The following is a 17,803-nucleotide window of genomic DNA, read 5'->3' as shown; positions in this document are numbered from 1 at the left end:
GTATTGTATATGTTGCCATCTGCAACATATACAATACCCCTACTCAAGAAAGTATCAATGCCGCTATCGCAGCACTAAATGGTTCCAATAACATTGGTAATTCATTATACTTCCTTAATCCAGCAAAATCTTCAAATTTCTGGATTATGAATAACCGTAAATTTGTTACTCAGATCAATAATCATTACTTTTATGCTTAGGCAAGAATAATTAATTTTACTCAAACAGCAGAATAACCCCTTCTTATAATAAAAAATACCCTAAAAGGTAAATCGTATCTTTTACCTTTAGGGTATTTTTTCTATTATTAATCAAATTCTTTTCATGCAGCTTTTGCTGGGTACTTCTTATTCTTGGTCAGTGTCTTTTTTTCGTACTTTTTTTCAAATAGTTTAATAACTTTTTTACCAATTAAAGATATCGCAAATGTTATTGATATTAATATGATTGATTTAAGAGGTTGTTCTACAAATGCTCTTATATTAAAACCAATGAAACTTAGAGAAAATATCATTATAAGCTTGCCAAGAACTAACGCACTAATGTATTCTCTGTTTTTAATGCCTGCTAAAGCTGCTAATCCACAAACAACAATAGAAGGCGTAAACGGAAATGTTAGTAAGAAGAATATTGGAGTAAATCCTTTATCCTTTATCCAATTAAAAATATTATAGATTTTTTCGTTATGAGCAATCTTCTGCTGGAATCTTTTTTGTCCAAATTTTTTTATTACCAAGAATACAATAATTGAGCCAATGCATGAACCTAACCATGAATATAAATAACCAGTCCAAAAACCAAAGGCCATAACATTAATCGTTACAAATAATATTAAAGGTAATGGTGGGAAAAAAGCTTCAATCATTGCTAATCCAACACCGGCAAACATTCCCATAGAGCTTATTTGATTAAGCATATCTGTCCAATAGCCAAGTGTCATTAACTCTTTAAACCATTCAATCATAATCCCACATCCTTTCTTCTTCATCTATCTACAATTTCAACATACTATTAGTATATCCAACATGTCTAGTATAATTTATTAATATTAAAATCTTATTAAAATATATTAAAAAATATCTTAAATTATTATAAATCTTTACTTTTAGCATTTGAATAAAGTTTATAGTTAGAGAAGCTTATTTGTAATAATACAATTAAAGAGAGATTCTACATTTTCATTAGATATCTCTCTTATTAATTAATATTTAACGTCAAGTCCGCCGAACAAAATAAAACATTTAACTATAAGCACTTTGTTTGTATTAACCATCTCTCTTTTTGTTTTATTACCCCATCCACCAAAAAGAGGGATTCCTTTTATTTCAACTTTCCAATCCATCGGTACTTTTATATCAATACCACCAAATGCAACAAATGCATCAATTATTATTGGTTCATTTTCTGTGATGTTAGAATTTCTCAAATCAACATCAATGCCACCAAAAGCAGTACCTAAATTACCTCCCTGAAAGTCAGTTGAATCATTAATTATATCGCTTCCTGAAAACAAACAAAAAGTGTCTAATATATTATCTGAGTATATTTTATTGCTACGTTTTTTTTTAGGAATTATTAACCAAGCACCAACTATAATAACAACTGCTGGGAATATGAATTCACCTATATTAATACCTTCTAGGATTTCTATATTCAATTCCTTTAATTGAAAAATAACACCAACAAATATAAATACAGAAGCTAATGTTTTTGAACCATATTTATCAAATAGATTTACTAAACCAATAGCAATTAATATAAGGGGCCAATAAGTACCAAAAATATTTTCGCTATCAATTATATCTAATCTACCTAATAAAATTACAACACCAATTGCAATTATCAATATGCCTAATAGATTTCTTTTTTTCATATTAACGTCCTCCTTTAACAATACTTAATATGTAACCAATATTATTTTGAACAATTCTGTATTTGTCAAAATAAACTATTAATAAATAATATGTTAATACTTTTGAATATATTTTAACATATACTTATAAGTAATAAAAGAATTAATTGGTTAAAATAGAGATATATCAAATTATACTTGATTTTTTCACGATTAACAACTATAATGATTTAGTTATAGAAGATAAAACACAAATAAGATTAAGGATGAGATAATATAATGAATTTCAACGAATTAAATATATCTGATAATATTCTAAAAGCTATATCTGATATGGGATTTGAAGAAGCAACTGAAATACAAGAAAAATCAATTCCAGAAATATTATCAGGCAGTGATATTATTGGACAATCCCAAACAGGTACAGGTAAAACGGCAGCATTTGCAATTCCAATATTAGAAAAAGTTGATCCATCTATTAAAAAACCACAAGTATTAGTCCTATGCCCTACAAGAGAGTTAGCTGTTCAAGTATGTAATGAGTTCAAAAAGCTAACAAAATATATGCATAATATAAAATCATTTCCTGTTTATGGTGGCGAACCTATCTATAGACAAATTTCTGTTCTAAAAAAAGGTGTTCAAATAATCATTGGTACTCCTGGAAGACTTATGGATCATATGAATAGAAAAACCATTAAACTTGACCATGTTAATTCAATTATACTGGATGAAGCTGATGAAATGCTTAATATGGGATTTAGAGAAGATATTGAAACTATACTAAGTAAAATACCAAACGAAAATCTCCAGACAATACTTTTTTCAGCAACTATGCCAAAAAGTATCTTAGATATTACTCATAATTACCAAAAGAAGCCTAAACTTATTAAGATTACAAGAAAAGAATTGACTACTGATACTATCGATCAAAGATATTATCATGTTTTAGAACATCATAAATTAGAAGTTCTTAGACGATTGATAGATGTGTACCATCCAAAGCTATCATTAATATTCTGTAATACTAAAAAAAAGGTTGATGAGGTAACAGACTTGTTACAAGACAATGGTTACGCATGTGATAAAATACATGGTGACATGAATCAAGTAGTAAGACTTAGCGTACTCAACAAATTCAATAAAGGTATTATTAATATACTTGTTGCTACTGATGTTGCTGCAAGAGGTCTTGATATTCAAAATGTTGAAGCTGTAGTTAATTATGATGTGCCAGATAATGAAGAATATTACGTCCATAGAATTGGTCGTACAGGTAGAGCAGGCAAAAAAGGTACTTCTTATACTTTAGTTTCTAAGACAGAAACTAGAAGAATATCAAATATAATAAGATATATTAAAAAAGATATTCCTAGAAAAAAAATCCCATCAATTAACAAAGTTAATGCTGTAAAGATAGATAACTATATGGAATCACTAGCTGCTACTATTGATAATACTTCTGATTTAGAACAATATGAAAATATCATTACCAAACTAAATGATAAAGGTTATACTTCTGATAAGATAGCTGCAGCACTACTCATGTCTAATCTTGAATTAAAAGAAGAAAATAACATGAACTTATCTTATGAAATAAGCAGAAGACAGTCATATAATAATGATAGAGGAAATAATACATCCAAACGCTATGGTAATAAGAAAGAAAAAGGTATGGCAAGATTATATGTCAATATTGGAAAGAACCATAAAATAGGTGTTAGAGATATAGTTGGTGCTATTGCAGGTGAAACTAAGATAAAAGGTTCCTCTATTGGTTCAATTGATATGTACGATAAATATACTTTTGTAGAAATACCAGAAAAATATGCTAATCAAGTTATTGATAAAATGAATCAATCAAGAATACGTGGTAAAAATATTACAATGGAATTAGCAAACACAAGAAAAAGAAGAAGATAAATTTTAATTGCATAGTTAAAATTTCAGACCTCTGTTTAAGTAACATATTATATATTGCTTGAACAGAGGTCTGCCTGTATATTATGGTATGAAAGGTATAGTTGTATAGTTATTATTTTTTTTTCTTATAAAACCTGCCTAGAATAATAAATAACCATAATAAATGAATACACAATGACATTATTATGTTAGAAAAACTTGGGGATTTTATTAACCTTGTAATCCAATATGATGGAAACAACATTGCAATATAAACTATAGATTCATTATTTAATAGGTCAGCCAACCCAAATATCATAATAATATTAAGTCCTTTTGCATATGTTAATCCTTTTACCTTATCATCTGCTATGTCAAACATTATTAATCCAATGATTATTGTTTGTATACTTAATAGAATACTTATCAATAACATTGTTCCATAACTAATAGAAGCTATACCTATAACTAATCTTATCAAAAAACTGTATATGAATGTAATTATTATCGGAATTAATAGTCTGTTATATAAATATCCGTTTCTGCCAATGGGTGTTATTGACATAAGTTCAAATATTTTACCATCTTTATCGTCTAACATCATAAACCCTGCAACTGTTCCTATCATTGATGGAATCATCAAAAATATTACAGATATTATATAGCTGTGATAATCTGTAATATCAATATTAAAATATTTTTCTATATAGATCGGAGTAATTATTAATATAATTTTCAACAAACATATTAATATTACTGGTAAAATAAAAAGCAATAACATTATTTTTTCTCTAAAAATTTGCTTATAGTCAGCCTTCACATGCTCACAATTAATCATTGCTCTAACCTCCATAGACTATTTTATTTTCAAATATTTTTTCTACTTTGTGCAACAAAAGATAATCGATAATTATTACATATATTATAAGACCTATTGCTTCAATAACATTCCAATCATTAAAGGCACCATATACGATTCTAAACCCTGCTACACTAGGGATTACAGTCAATATATATGAAAACTTAAAATCTACAATAGAAATACAAGGAATTATAAGCAACAACAAGAATGGTATCATCTTAACCAGGTATTGATTAAGTGTTTTACACCCTACTACTACAATAATACCTATCAGAATAAAGAAAACAGATGATATAAAAATACCTATTGCCAATATTATATTATTGACACTTCCAGAATTTATGGAGACAAAAGTTATTGCTTCTCCTGCAATAACCGCCAATAGGGATAAGGTAAATACCTTGGATAAAATGTATTCTTTTATACTAAGAGGAGTCACTACAATGTAATTAATGATTCCTTGTAATTTTTCCAACATGATTATGCCACCAATAAAGAAAAATCCTACTACAGATGGATCTGAAAATACTATTATGGGTAAAATAATGTTCTTAAATTCTTTAGGAATCATAGATAAAATTGCCATATAGATGATAGTTAAAAAAATGTAAATAATATAAAATCCCTGCTTCATCTGGAACTTAAAATCTGTTTTTAATGCTCCTGTCATTCTCATATCAATTTCCTCCCTGTTAATTCGATGAATACATCTTCTAATGTAGCCTCCCCACTATGTATTGTCTTAATTTTCTTAGTCTGAATAATTTTTAAAAATTCTAAATTGCTATTGATTGTATCTAACTCATATTCCGTAGCATTTAATCGATTACCTTCCACATATTCTAACTTAATAGTATTACGTCCATTTTTTATCATAAGATTTTTAGGTGTATCAATTACTTTTATACTACCATCTACAATAAGAGCTATTCTATCACATAATTGTTCTGCCACAGTCATATTATGTGTTGTTAAAAATATGGTTTTCCCTTGTTCTTTTAATTCTAATATAATATCTTTGATAATTTTGGCATTTACTGGATCTAGCCCAGACGTTGGTTCATCAAAAAACAATAGCTTAGGACTATGAATTAGAGCTCTAATAAAATTAAGTCTCATTTTCATCCCCTTAGAAAATCCTTCTACCTTTTTATTTTTATCTTTTAATAATCCTACTCTATCTAATAAATAATTTATATCAGTTTTGTTATTTTTATAGTACGATCCAATAAGGTCCAGATTTTCTTTAGCAGTTAATTTTAAATAGAGATTTGGAAAATCAAATGCGACTCCTATATCTTCAAAGAAATCTTTGTTCCATTTGTTTCTCTCTTTACCTAGCACTTTTATATGTCCCTTATACCCTCTTAACAAACCAATGATTAACTTTTGAGTGGTTGTTTTACCAGCTCCACTAGGTCCTAAAAAACCAAATATCTCTCCTTTATCTATATGAAAATTCACTTTGTTGACTGCTAATTTATTTGTCTTTGGATAAGTAAACATTAAATCATTTGCTAATATCATAGATAGTCCTCCTACTTTTAATAAAAATCAGATGTTCTTTTTTGCGGCAAAAAAAATTAAATGTTAAAATCCCCTATAAGTCCCATTGTTCCAATCATGTAGAATAGGATATATTCAGTTATTAATTTATGTTTTAGATTAGGATTGTAATTATTTCTAAGAATTTTTATAATTCCATCTATTAACTGTTCAGAAATAATATCTCCAATCTCAATAGAATTATACTCCTTATTATATTTTTCTGTATGCTCAATAAAATGATTTCTAATAATATTAACCAATTTATTTTTGCAATTAGCGAATTTAGTACCTTCGCTACAGTCTAATAATATAATTAACCCTATACCAAAATTAGGAACCACTTTACCTAAGAGTTCTGAAAGTACCGTTCTCCATTTTGATGGATTAGATATCTGCCATAAGTAATCAGGTCTTTCTATCTTGTCATGATTATGGATAAAATAGATGAACTTGTCATATTCATCCTTTACAATCACCTCAAATAGAGCCTCTTTATTATCAAAATAGTTATAAAAATTACCAATAGTAGTTCCTGCTTGCTTTACTATTTTTCTAATAGATGCTTTTTCATATCCTTTTTCCAAAAATTCTTTTTCTCCACTTTTAATTATAGCGTTTTTTACTTCATCTTTTTTTATCTGCATTAAAAATCACCTGTTATTTATTAATATACTATAGTTTTTATTATGTGTCAATAATTAATTATCCTAATTAAAATGGGGCTGTTGATAATATGTTTTTATGATGGCTATATATTTGGAATACAAACTGTGTTGCTTCCTTGATATTAATATTAAAAATGTATTATCCTACAGCCCCTCTAACTTTTTTGTTATTTTTATATTGATAGACTTCTACGGTCAAAAATAATTATCGCTGCAAAGTAAAGTATACCGCTTATACCTAATAAAATCAAACTTGTCATACTAGCATAAGTAGAACTGCTTAATATTTCTTCAATATCTACAAAAGAATAAATAGTAAAATATTTTAACCATGATATGTCTTCACTTATTCCCATGAGCATCCTAAATATTAAAAATATAGCTGCTATTCCCCCTCCAAAGGCGAGAGCATTTCTTGATTCATTGAATAAACATGAAAATAAGAATACTATACCACTAACAACAATTGTCGCTAAATAAGTCACTAAATTAAGAGCAATGAATTTGCCTATATCAAGATGTCCTGTGAACATAGATTCACTAATAACAATACCTATACCTACATTTATTATGAAAATGGCAGCTATACTACTTACCAGGTAAATAGCTTGAGTTGCTGCTATTTTAATACGAGTATTAGGTGTTGTTAATATATAAGCCATTGATCCATTATCAACATGTTTAGCAATCAATTTATTTCCTATGATTATAGTATATATCATTGGAAATACGAGAAAAATGAAACCATAAAGATAATGTGCTAAATAACCAGTTAAATCTGTTCCTAAATTATCAAATCCGAAAGCTTTTAACATTCCTTCTGGCATCAATGCTAACATACTTTCTATTGTTTCTGCACTATCAGGGTCAAACATAACAATGCTTATTGTTACATACATTAGTATGAAAAGTGTAAAAAATAATCCTATGCCCCAATTTGCCTTGAATGTTGCTTTGAACAATGTATTATTCATAAGTAACACCATCCTTTCCATAGTATTTCATAAATACATTTTCAAGGGATTGTTGCTCAGCTTCTAATCCAACCACACTACAATCAGATAAAATCTTAAAGAATTCTTTATAATTATTATTTACTGTAATTTTAACCTTTTTATCGGTTATTTTTTTGACATCCAGTTTATTATTCATAAGTTTACTTACATCATTTTTGTTTGATAATCTAATTATAAAAGTTTCTTGTTTCATAGCATTAAGAGATTGAACATCTTCAACAGCAACAATTCTACCATCTTTTATGATGCCTGCTCTATCACAAACTCTTTGAACTTCCTCAAAGATATGAGAAGACATCATTATTGTTTTACCTCTTTCTTTTTCTTTGTCCAACAGGTTCATAAATATATTCTGCATCAAAGGGTCCAACCCACTTGTTGGTTCATCTAATATATATATTGATGGATCATGCATAAATGCTGTCACTATCCCTAGTTTCTGTTTCATCCCTTTTGACATCTTTCTTATTTTACCTTTTGTATCTAATTCAAATAGTTCTATAAGCTCATTACGTTTTGATAAATCTTTGGTATGACGCATTTCACACATGAACCTAAGGAATTCCATACCTTTCATATTTTCAAAGAAGGTAATCTCTCCTGGAAGATAACCTATAGTATTTTGAAGTTTTGCTGCTTCTTTTCGGCAATTAATTCCATTAATTACTGCACTGCCTTTTGTTGGATTAGCAAACCCAAGTAAATTTCTTATGGTTGTTGTTTTTCCAGCACCATTAGGGCCAATATAGCCAAAAACTTCTCCTTCCTTAATTTTGAAGTTCAAATCAAAGACACCTTTTCCACTCTTATAAATCTGTGTGAGATTTTTAACTTCTATCATTCAACTACCTCCTTTATAATTATCCTGTTTACTGAATTGATCTCTACAATATTTTACATAAGACAATGCTTCTTCTTTTATTTTTATCTTATTTGTATCAAAACCTAATGCTCCATTTATTAATTCTTCACTAAACTTAAGTAATTCTGTGAACTCAACGTATTTCTTTGTATCCTTTGCCAAAATAATCTGGGGTATGATACTATAAATTCTAATTAATTCTCTAGTCCATAATCCCGCTAAATATTCAGGATATTTTACATTGAATATACCTTCTTCATTACCTTGTATGATTAATTTTTTGTAAAGTTCTGTTGTAACTATTTCAAATTCTTCTGCCATCTTCCTCAAAATAGTGTTGTTGCCGTTAAAAGAATATATCTTACCAATCTCTGGCCATTCTTCTATTTTATTTGCTTTACATTTGTTGATAGTAATAAAAACATTATTTAATGATTCAATTGTGGATTCTACATTTTTTTCTTGCATCTTTTCATAATATCTGACTAGATCTTTAATATAATTTATGGTTATTGCTTCAAGTACTTCATCTTTTGATTTGAAGTGGTGATAAAATCCGCCTTTAGAACTTCCTACTGACTCAATGATCTCTGATACAGTTGTCTTTTCATAACCTTTTTCAGCAAATAGTTTATACGCCGTTCTTATAATATTCTGTTTTAAATCCATATAAACCTCCTTACAACAACAAACCGACTGACGGTCTGTTTATTTTATTCTACACTTTCTTAAGTTTTTTGTAAAGGCTTATATAGAAAAAAGGGCTACAATTAACCCTCATTAATAGCCCTTATATTCCACTCTCTCTTATTTCACCTGTCCTACTTTATCGCTTCTTTCTCTAAGATTTACAACAATTGCTTTTGGTCTACTCATTGCTTCAATACTATACCTAATACCTTGTGTTCCCATGCCCGATGATTTTACTCCCAAGAATGGGAAATGATCAGGTCCTCTTTCTGTTTTATTATTTATTTGAACTGTACCGACTTCTAATAACCTTGCGATATGAAAAGCATCATCTATATCATTTGTGAATATTGAAGATTGCAATCCATATTCAGATGCATTGGCTATCTCAACAGCTTCATCAATATTCTTTACTCTAATTATAGGAAGTACTGGTCCAAAAGGTTCTTCCCATGCAATCCTCATATGAGTTGTTACGTTATCAAATACAGTTGGATATAATAGATTTCCTTCTCTTTTATTACCTATTTTCAATGTTGCACCCTTCTCTATAGCATCATCAATTAACCCTTGAACAAAATCAGCTGCTTTATTGTTGATAAGTGGAGTTATTGTTACATCATCAAAAGGATTTCCTACTTTTAATTGTGATACATATTCAGTGATAATATCTACTAATTGGTCTGCAATATTTTCTAATACCAGAACTCTTTTTAATGCAGTACATCGTTGACCTGAATAGCTGAAAGCTCCTTTTACTATATTATTAGCTGCATGTTCTAGATCAGCATCCTCTAATACTATTGCTGCGTCTTTTCCGCCTAACTCCATAATACTTGGAACCATAGTTGTCACCTCTGATATATGTCTTCCAACTTCACTACTACCAGTAAAATTTATTAAATCAATCTCCTTGTGTTTTATAATATAATCTCCTATTTCAGAACCTTTACCTGTTATTGTATTAAGTACACCACTCGGTAACCCCGCTGCTTGAAATACTTTTGCTAGATATAATGCACTAATAGAACCTTGAGTGGGTGGTTTGAAAACCACACTATTTCCTGCCATTAATGCTGGTGCTATCTTTGATGCTGAAAGGTTAACTGGATAATTAAAAGGTGATATTGCAAGAACTACTCCTACTGGTTCTCTTGTAACAAAAGCCAATTTATTTTTTGAGAATCCATGAAAACCATCACCTTGTAGAGTTTCTCCTTGTATTCTTTTACCTTCATCTGCTGTAAATCTTATAAAATCAACGGTCCTAATAACTTCAGATCTTGCACTCTTAATATCTTTTGCTATTTCTTTAGTTAATATATTTGCTATTTCCTCTGAATTTTCTTCCAATATTGCTGCTGCCTTATGAATGATATCGGCTCGCTCACTAACTGGTTTATCTGCCCAAATACCAAAAGAACTCTGAGCTTTTGAAACTACTTTATCTACTTCTTCTCCTGTCATAGCTTGAATCTTTCCAACTTCTTCTTCATTAATAGGAGAATTAATGGTTATAAAATTATTGGAAGCAGAACTGACCCATTGTCCATCATAAAGATTTTTATAGATATTGTTATCTTTTATGTCTTCAAACATAATTACACCTCACAACTTTCATTATTTGCTTGGTAGTATTATTTTCTTTTACAATGCGGAATATGCATTTTAAGTAGAAAATTAGTAAATATAATCTTCTTATCAATGATAAATAAAAAGCTTATCCTGATATAGAATAAGCTTTTTTTGAAGTATTAATAATTTTTATGTTTATTATAACTATGTAGTATATGTCTTATCTAGCTAACCATCCGCCATCAACAGCTAATGTATAACCATTTACATAACTTCCTGCTTCTGAAGCTAAGAATACTACAGGACCAGCTAAATCTGATGGTAATCCCCATCTATTTGCAGGTATTCTATCAAGTATTGCTTTACTTCTAACTGGGTCTGCTTTTAAAGCAGCAGTATTATTAGTATCCATGTAACCTGGTGCGATTGCATTAATATTAATATTCTCTTTTGCCCATTCATTAGCTAATAATCTAGTAATACCCATTACACCGCTTTTACTTGCTGTATAAGAAGGAACTCTGATACCTCCTTGGAATGAAAGCATTGATGCAATATTAATGATTTTTCCGCCTGATTTTTGTTTCATGAATTGTTTTGCTACTGCTTGACTGAAGAAAAATACTGTTTTCACGTTAATGTTCATAACGTCATCCCAATCTTTTTCTGTAAAGTTAATAGAATCTTCTCTACGAATTATACCTGCATTATTTATAAGAATATCTACTCTACCAAATTTTTCTACAGTCTGATCTACGATACCTTGAATAGGCTCTGTTGTAAGTAAGTTAGCTTTTATTCCTAAATATTTTCTTCCTAACGCTTCTACTTTTTCTTGTGTTTCAGGTGCGTCAACATAATCAACACCAACAATGTCTGCTCCTGCTTCTGCAAGTCCTAATGTCATTCCTTGACCAAGACCAGTACTACAACCTGTAACTATAGCCACTTTTCCTTCTAATGTAAATTTATTTGCCATTTTATTTACCTCCTAATATTGTGTTTTCTAGGAATATCTATTCTACCAATTATTTTAAGTCAGTAATCTTTAAGTGATCCATATCATCAAAAGCTTTATTTTCTCCAACCATACCCCAAATGAAAGTATAGGCACTTGTTCCACAACCTGAATGGATTGACCAGCTTGGTGAAATAACAGCTTGTTCATTCTTCATAACGATATGTCTTGTTTCAGTTGGTTCACCCATGTAATGGAATACTACTGAATCTTCTGGAATATCAAAGTATACATATACTTCCATTCTTCTTTCATGAGTATGTGCTGGCATTGTATTCCATACGTTTCCTTGAGCCATCTTAGTAAGACCCATTGATAATTGACAGCTTTCCATTACTTCTGGATGAATGTATTGATATATAGTTCTCTTGTTACAAGATTCGTCTGAACCTAAGTTAACTTGTTTTGCATTAGTAATGTCAATATGTACATTTTTGTATGTTTTATGAGCTGGCGCACTTAAACTATAGAATTTAGCAGGATTTTTTGGGTCATCGCTAGTGAATAAAACTTCTTTAGCTCCCATACCTACATATAATCCGTCACGCTCATTTAATTTGTATACTTCTCCGTCAACAGTGATTTGACCTTTTCCACCTATATTTATAACTCCTAATTCTCTTCTTTCTAAGAAAGAATTAGTTCCTAAGTTCTTCCATACGTCCAAGTTTTCATCTAAAGTGATAGCCTTATCCCCTGGGCAGATACCCATAGTTATAATTCTATCTATGTGACTATAAACACGTTTAATTTTTCCTGTAACGAATAATTCTTCAATTAAGAATTCTTCTCTAAGTCTATCTGTAGTATAATGCTTAGCATCTCTTGAATTTGATGGTTGTCTTATTTCCATTATATTTTCATCCTTTCTATATTAGTTTCACTATATGAAACATGTTTTCATTATATATACATTTTAGCATTGACTATAATTAATGTCAACCCCAATTCCATTTAATAATACTAAGTTTCAATATATGAAACTACCAACAGGTAATTTTAAAAGAAGCGTCTGCTTCTTAGTCTTAATACAAACTCTCTTCAATTAACGCAAAAATAATGCAAACAAATACTATTATCTAAATTTATTTAGCTCTATATCCCATACGTTTAGATATTTTTTCAGCAGTATTTTTAACTTCGTGAATTATTTCAGCATCTTTATTTTCTAGAAACTCTTTATTTGTTCCAGCCGTACTTACCGCTGCAATTATTTCTCCTCTATAGTCATATATAGGTGAAGCAATACAATAAATCCCAATTTCATGCTCTTGATTATCTATAGCAAAGCCTTCTATTCTAGCTTCCTCTATCTCTTGAATAATTTTTTCATGATCTAATAATGTAGTAGGAGTAAAACTAGTAAATTCAATATCCTCTAATAATTTCAATATTTTTTCATTACTCCATTGTAATAGTAATGCTTTACCTACTGATGAACAATAGATAGGTATTCTTTTACCAATTTGTGAGTACATTCTTATAGAGTGTATTGGTTCAATTTTTTCAATAAAAACTGCATCTCCATCTAGATATGTTGCTAGTTGAACAGGTTGATTAAGTTTATAGGACATTTCTCTAAGATATGGAAGAGCTTCAGTTTTCAATTCAATATTATTTAATCGTATACTGCTAAGCTCTACCATCTTAAGACCAATTATATATCTATTGGTTTGTTCATTTTTTTCTATAAAACCTTTGTTTAAAAGTGTCATAAGTAATCTGTGGATTGTGCTTTTGTTGAGCTCAATCTTATTTTCTATCTCTTTTGCTGTCAAACCATTTACTTCTTGAGATAATATCTCTAATATAGTTAGTGCTCTATCTACTGTTTGCAATGTACTTTTTTGCATAATATCCTCCTACATTAACTCTAATATAGTTATGTTTCCTTGTATTATAGCAAATTTAAATATTAGTGTAAATAGTTATAGTATGCAAAAATGAGGAGCGTTTTTATACACATTCTTAGATTAACTATTACTGCTAGTAATACAAAACCACCATTACAATAAGCAAATGATTTTCCTGGTAAAAATTCTTTTTTAGGGGAAATAAGGAAAATAAAAATCATCCTTTTCTATTAATTGGTCTAGAACTTTAATATTGTTGAATTCTCCATAATAACTAAATCCCTTCCCGTTCTTACAATTATGTTTTTTTGTATTACATTTTTCTTTTCAATATTATTTCAAAATACTTACTAAATCCTGCCGCAGCTAGTGATGGGGCAAATATCTGTACAAGCTCCCACCCATCCCTGGCTTCTCTTCTAATTATTTCTCTGTAATCTTCTTTTGGGTTATTGTTCCATTTAGAGATGTCTATTCTTATAAACTTATAATCATACATTATTATCACCCTTCCATTTATCTCCTAATCATAACACCTTTCATAAAATGAGTTTCATTATGAGTCTTAAAAATATTTTATCTAGTAAGGCCAAAAATCCTTATCACCATAGTTAATCATAATTTCGCCTCATTTTCCTTTACTTTATTTATTATGTGATAAATGATATTCATGTTGCGTTTTAAGTAACCTAAAAATTTCTGGAACTTCATTTTGTGTAATAGGTGGTAAACATATCAGTTCTCTACCACATCTAAAATATTTTTTTCCATCAGGATATTCATATATATATCCTAGTGTTTTATCTTTACATCTTCCACATTTATAACAACCAGTATACTTAAAATTAAATTCTTCTATTGTATTTTTTATAGCTTCATGAAAAAATCCAGAATAATTATCAGTTGCAAAATATCTCATCTTTAATTTTGGCTGACCATCCGTATATGAAAATTTTAAAAAATGTATTTTTGTCTTATTATTAGTAAATACATAGTTAATATCTTTAGTTCTTGCTCTTTTGGGTTTATAACCTAGTTCATATGCAAAGTCTGCTATTTGTGAATAGATTTTCTTATCATCATCATTCAAGTCATTAAAAAAATCATTTAATGTATTATTCATAATTTTAAACCCCTTTCATTTTTAATTCCATTTTTAAATACATAGACCAATTAGGCGCACGAACCAAAATAGTAGGTAAAGCTGTATAATAATCCCCCTTTGCCGTATTAATTTGAGATTGAGTAAGAAAAATACTATCTTTTAGGTTAGCTCCGCTAACATCTGCATCTCGTAAATCAGCTCCTATAAAATCCGCACCACTTAAATCAACTTCTCTAAGATTTGTAGCAATAAGATATGCTTTTTTATGTATGTATCTTCATGTTTACCTCCATGGTCGCTCTCTACCTAACCATCCTTAACTTTACGGTTATTTTAATGAATTTTGTTAGCTACCTTATTACTTCACCTCATTTTAGTACAGCTAAAAAAGAAAAATTCATCATCTAATATTTTATCAATTTGAAACCTATACTTATCACAAAGTGTTTTTAATGTACTATCTTTTGGTATAGCATCTCTACCTAATGAATAGCCTATCTTCTTATGATGCTCACTTATTCCTAATCGTGTTCTAGTATGAATAATTGATAACTTACCACCATGTTTCAAATTATTTCTTGCATTTAGAAATACTCCATTAAGATTTTCAAAATGTGGAATACTATTGAAAATTATTATATAATCAAATTCTTCATCTAGTTTAATAGGCTCTTCAAAATTATAAAGTTTCATTTTAACATTACAATATCGTTTTGCAAACTCTTCAAGCATTTTTTCAGAGATATCAATTGCCATATAATCTTTAACAGGAATATCCTTTAGTAAGGGATATAATACTCCTATTCCACAAGCAACATCTAGAATCTTATGGTTTTTATCTATATTCAATAACTCTATTGACTTTTTCATGATTCTAAGTTTATTTTCATCTACAGTATTAATCCATTCTTTATACTGATTATTAAAATACTCTTTATTATTCTTAATTTCCATTATGTACCTCTCTATAGTCATTGTTTTTTAATAATATCAAATCACATTAGTTACTTAATTAATTTACTTCCTAGGCTATTAAGTTTTTCACATGGTTCATATTTTGTTTTATAACACTTTCCATCAATAAATGAAAATGGATTATAGGAACCAATTTCTATAACATTACCATCTTTCATATTTAAAGTATATTTGACTAGCTGTCCTTCATATTGTCTACCAGCATCGTCCTCTTCATATATTACAACAGTTGCACAACTAATTATTTAATATTCTATAATAACTTAATAATTTTCATCAAAGAAGCGATAAATTTTATCAGCTAACATGCCATCATTATTGTCAATATCATATACAAAATCAATATTAGCTGACGTATATACTCTTTGCCTATCTTTTTCAATTATAAAATTTACAAATAAAGTTTCCCTTTCATTTTCATTATACCATAACAGACTAAAACATATGGGATTCGAGTCTTTAATAATTTGAACACAACTTGTACCAAACAAAATCCTTTTGCATTTATAATCTTTTAAAATATTCTCCAATTTTTTTAATTTACTTAGGTCTTTAAGGTTATACTGATTTTGTTCTATAGGATAAAATCTATTTAGATTCATGCTGTAAATACTATAATCATCATTAGGTAATACTTGTCTTGGTAAGTAGAAAACACTTATAACTATAGATGTTACTATGATTATACCCGAATATAAAAATATCTTTTTCCTGCTATAATATTTATTGTGTTTTCCTTGTTTTTTATGCTTATAATAAATACCTTTAATAATATACCTTAGAAGGATAATAATAAAAATAATATTTATTACAATTAACAATCCTATAATTATTCTTAGACTGTCAACTAATAATTCATTAACCCATATTGGTGCATTTCTAATCATTTTTATACTCCCATTTTATTCTTTCATTCAAATCAATGTTAATACTTTATTATAACTATTGTCTCAACATTACTCTGTTTACATCTGCAAAACATTTTATGTAAAAGCTCTCATCTTCAGAAGGCATTCTATTATATGTATTGGAGAATCTTTTTATTGCTTCATCGCTAGATAAATCTTTCCCTACTACTTGCCCTGCTGCTTTTAGTTGATTTAATAAATCTGTTATCCCATCTTTATCAAATATATTCTCATGAGATACAATATAATGATCTGCATCACACTCTAGAATATCATCAATCATTGGGAATAATTTTTCCCTTGTATAACCATATACACCTTTGTACATACCACCATAAATACAATCACCTAAAAATAAAACTTTTTCTTCAGGAATATATATCATAGATGCATCATTAGTGTGGTCACCCCCAATTGATTTAATTATACATGTTAATCCTCCTAGATCTATTTTAACACTATCCTTATATGTAATATCTAACTCACCTATTTCAAAATTATCTCTATCCGTAATTTCCTTTTTTATACACTCAATTGTAAAATCAGAAAATCTCCCTTCATTAACATGTTCTACTAAAGATACATCGTCCCACTTTAATTTTTTTATTTCTTCTAATTTCTTTATTGTATTATGATTAGCTATAGTCACTAACCCCATCTCTTTTATTCCAAATATATGATCCCAATGATAATGTGTAATTGCTAAATATTTCAAAGGTGGAATATCTAATGCATCTAGCTCCATTAAAAATTCTTTCGCATGTTTTGGAGAATTACCTGAGTCAACTACCAAGCTATACTTACTACCACAGATAACTCCTAAAGAAGGTCTATCTGTATCCTCTTTATGTGGCATATAATAAACTTTATCTGTTAATTTCTTAATCATATTTATTTCTTCCTTTCTCTAAAAAAAGTATTATAATAACAATTCAGTCACCTTACATTTATGTAAATTATAATTCTACGATT

The 17,803-nt window shown here is 28.8% G+C and carries 22 protein-coding genes; 2 read left to right on the top strand and 20 right to left on the bottom strand.

Features of this window, described 5'->3' with window-relative positions; genetic code table 11:
• A partial coding sequence (locus tag AACQ14_RS18695; RefSeq protein ID WP_339365106.1) for a cell wall hydrolase occupies positions 1-200 on the top strand: 200 nt, incomplete at its 5' end.
• 122 nt (positions 201-322) lie between these two features.
• Here the strand turns inward: AACQ14_RS18695 and AACQ14_RS18690 are convergent.
• Positions 323-988 carry a TVP38/TMEM64 family protein gene (locus AACQ14_RS18690; RefSeq protein ID WP_339365105.1) on the bottom strand — a complete coding sequence of 222 codons (666 nt, stop codon included), beginning with the start codon at positions 986-988 and terminating at the stop codon, positions 323-325.
• 213 nt (positions 989-1,201) lie between these two features.
• Positions 1,202-1,873, bottom strand: a complete 672-nt coding sequence (locus AACQ14_RS18685; RefSeq protein ID WP_339365104.1) for a LiaF transmembrane domain-containing protein — start codon at positions 1,871-1,873, stop codon at positions 1,202-1,204.
• 258 nt (positions 1,874-2,131) lie between these two features.
• Here AACQ14_RS18685 and AACQ14_RS18680 point away from each other — a divergent pair, with 258 nt between their 5' ends.
• On the top strand, positions 2,132-3,775 hold the full coding sequence (locus tag AACQ14_RS18680; RefSeq protein WP_339365103.1) for a DEAD/DEAH box helicase: 1,644 nt from the start codon (positions 2,132-2,134) through the stop codon (positions 3,773-3,775).
• 112 nt (positions 3,776-3,887) lie between these two features.
• Here the strand turns inward: AACQ14_RS18680 and AACQ14_RS18675 are convergent, their stop codons facing one another.
• The 18 genes from AACQ14_RS18675 to AACQ14_RS18590 all read right to left on the bottom strand — a co-directional run bounded on the left by AACQ14_RS18675 (position 3,888) and on the right by AACQ14_RS18590 (position 17,720).
• Positions 3,888-4,592, bottom strand: a complete 705-nt coding sequence (locus tag AACQ14_RS18675) for a hypothetical protein (protein WP_339365102.1) — start codon at positions 4,590-4,592, stop codon at positions 3,888-3,890.
• A gap of 4 nt (positions 4,593-4,596) precedes the next feature.
• Positions 4,597-5,292 carry a fluoroquinolone export ABC transporter permease subunit gene (locus AACQ14_RS18670; protein WP_339365101.1) on the bottom strand — a complete coding sequence of 232 codons (696 nt, stop codon included), beginning with the start codon at positions 5,290-5,292 and terminating at the stop codon, positions 4,597-4,599.
• A complete protein-coding gene (locus tag AACQ14_RS18665) occupies positions 5,289-6,143 on the bottom strand; it encodes an ABC transporter ATP-binding protein (protein ID WP_339365100.1) in 855 nt (284 codons plus the stop codon). The genes AACQ14_RS18670 and AACQ14_RS18665 overlap by 4 nt, the downstream gene beginning before the upstream one ends.
• Before the next feature lie 56 nt (positions 6,144-6,199).
• The gene (locus AACQ14_RS18660; protein ID WP_339365099.1) at positions 6,200-6,808 is read right to left on the bottom strand and encodes a TetR/AcrR family transcriptional regulator; all 609 of its coding nucleotides are present in this window, start codon (positions 6,806-6,808) and stop codon (positions 6,200-6,202) included.
• A gap of 194 nt (positions 6,809-7,002) precedes the next feature.
• Entirely contained in the window at positions 7,003-7,803 is an 801-nt protein-coding gene (locus tag AACQ14_RS18655) for an ABC transporter permease subunit (protein WP_339365098.1), read from the bottom strand.
• Entirely contained in the window at positions 7,796-8,686 is an 891-nt protein-coding gene (locus AACQ14_RS18650; protein WP_339365097.1) for an ABC transporter ATP-binding protein, read from the bottom strand. The genes AACQ14_RS18655 and AACQ14_RS18650 overlap by 8 nt, the downstream gene beginning before the upstream one ends.
• Positions 8,687-9,376, bottom strand: a complete 690-nt coding sequence (locus AACQ14_RS18645; protein ID WP_339365096.1) for a TetR/AcrR family transcriptional regulator — start codon at positions 9,374-9,376, stop codon at positions 8,687-8,689. It abuts the gene before it with no gap.
• A gap of 138 nt (positions 9,377-9,514) precedes the next feature.
• Positions 9,515-10,996 carry an NADP-dependent glyceraldehyde-3-phosphate dehydrogenase gene (locus AACQ14_RS18640; protein ID WP_339365095.1) on the bottom strand — a complete coding sequence of 494 codons (1,482 nt, stop codon included), beginning with the start codon at positions 10,994-10,996 and terminating at the stop codon, positions 9,515-9,517.
• A 196-nt stretch (positions 10,997-11,192) separates the two neighbouring features.
• Positions 11,193-11,951: a 2-dehydro-3-deoxy-D-gluconate 5-dehydrogenase KduD gene (gene kduD / locus AACQ14_RS18635; protein ID WP_212691971.1), complete on the bottom strand. Its 759-nt coding sequence runs from the start codon at positions 11,949-11,951 to the stop codon at positions 11,193-11,195.
• Between the two features lie 49 nt (positions 11,952-12,000).
• Entirely contained in the window at positions 12,001-12,843 is an 843-nt protein-coding gene (gene kduI, locus AACQ14_RS18630; protein ID WP_339365094.1) for a 5-dehydro-4-deoxy-D-glucuronate isomerase, read from the bottom strand.
• A 232-nt stretch (positions 12,844-13,075) separates the two neighbouring features.
• Complete coding sequence (locus tag AACQ14_RS18625) at positions 13,076-13,843, bottom strand: IclR family transcriptional regulator (protein ID WP_339365093.1); 768 nt, start codon at positions 13,841-13,843, stop codon at positions 13,076-13,078.
• Between the two features lie 313 nt (positions 13,844-14,156).
• Positions 14,157-14,342, bottom strand: coding sequence for a DUF4177 domain-containing protein (locus AACQ14_RS18620; protein WP_339365092.1), 186 nt, complete (start codon positions 14,340-14,342; stop codon positions 14,157-14,159).
• Between the two features lie 144 nt (positions 14,343-14,486).
• Positions 14,487-14,966: a hypothetical protein gene (locus AACQ14_RS18615; RefSeq protein ID WP_339365091.1), complete on the bottom strand. Its 480-nt coding sequence runs from the start codon at positions 14,964-14,966 to the stop codon at positions 14,487-14,489.
• A gap of 4 nt (positions 14,967-14,970) precedes the next feature.
• Entirely contained in the window at positions 14,971-15,198 is a 228-nt protein-coding gene (locus AACQ14_RS18610) for a pentapeptide repeat-containing protein (RefSeq protein ID WP_339365108.1), read from the bottom strand.
• Positions 15,199-15,311: 113 nt separating this feature from the next.
• Positions 15,312-15,902, bottom strand: a complete 591-nt coding sequence (locus AACQ14_RS18605; protein ID WP_339365090.1) for a class I SAM-dependent DNA methyltransferase — start codon at positions 15,900-15,902, stop codon at positions 15,312-15,314.
• Positions 15,903-15,952: 50 nt separating this feature from the next.
• Positions 15,953-16,081 (bottom strand): hypothetical protein, encoded by a 129-nt coding sequence (locus AACQ14_RS18600; protein ID WP_339365089.1) that lies wholly within the window; start codon positions 16,079-16,081, stop codon positions 15,953-15,955.
• Between the two features lie 105 nt (positions 16,082-16,186).
• On the bottom strand, positions 16,187-16,810 hold the full coding sequence (locus AACQ14_RS18595) for a hypothetical protein (protein ID WP_339365088.1): 624 nt from the start codon (positions 16,808-16,810) through the stop codon (positions 16,187-16,189).
• Positions 16,811-16,865: 55 nt separating this feature from the next.
• Positions 16,866-17,720, bottom strand: coding sequence for an MBL fold metallo-hydrolase (locus tag AACQ14_RS18590; protein WP_339365087.1), 855 nt, complete (start codon positions 17,718-17,720; stop codon positions 16,866-16,868).
• Between the last annotated feature and the right edge of the window lie 83 nt (positions 17,721-17,803).

It is taken from the genome of Vallitalea maricola, from assembly GCF_036985595.1.
GTDB classification, from domain to species: Bacteria; Bacillota; Clostridia; order Lachnospirales; family Vallitaleaceae; genus Vallitalea; species Vallitalea maricola.
This window is presented reverse-complemented; position numbering and strand designations above follow the sequence as displayed.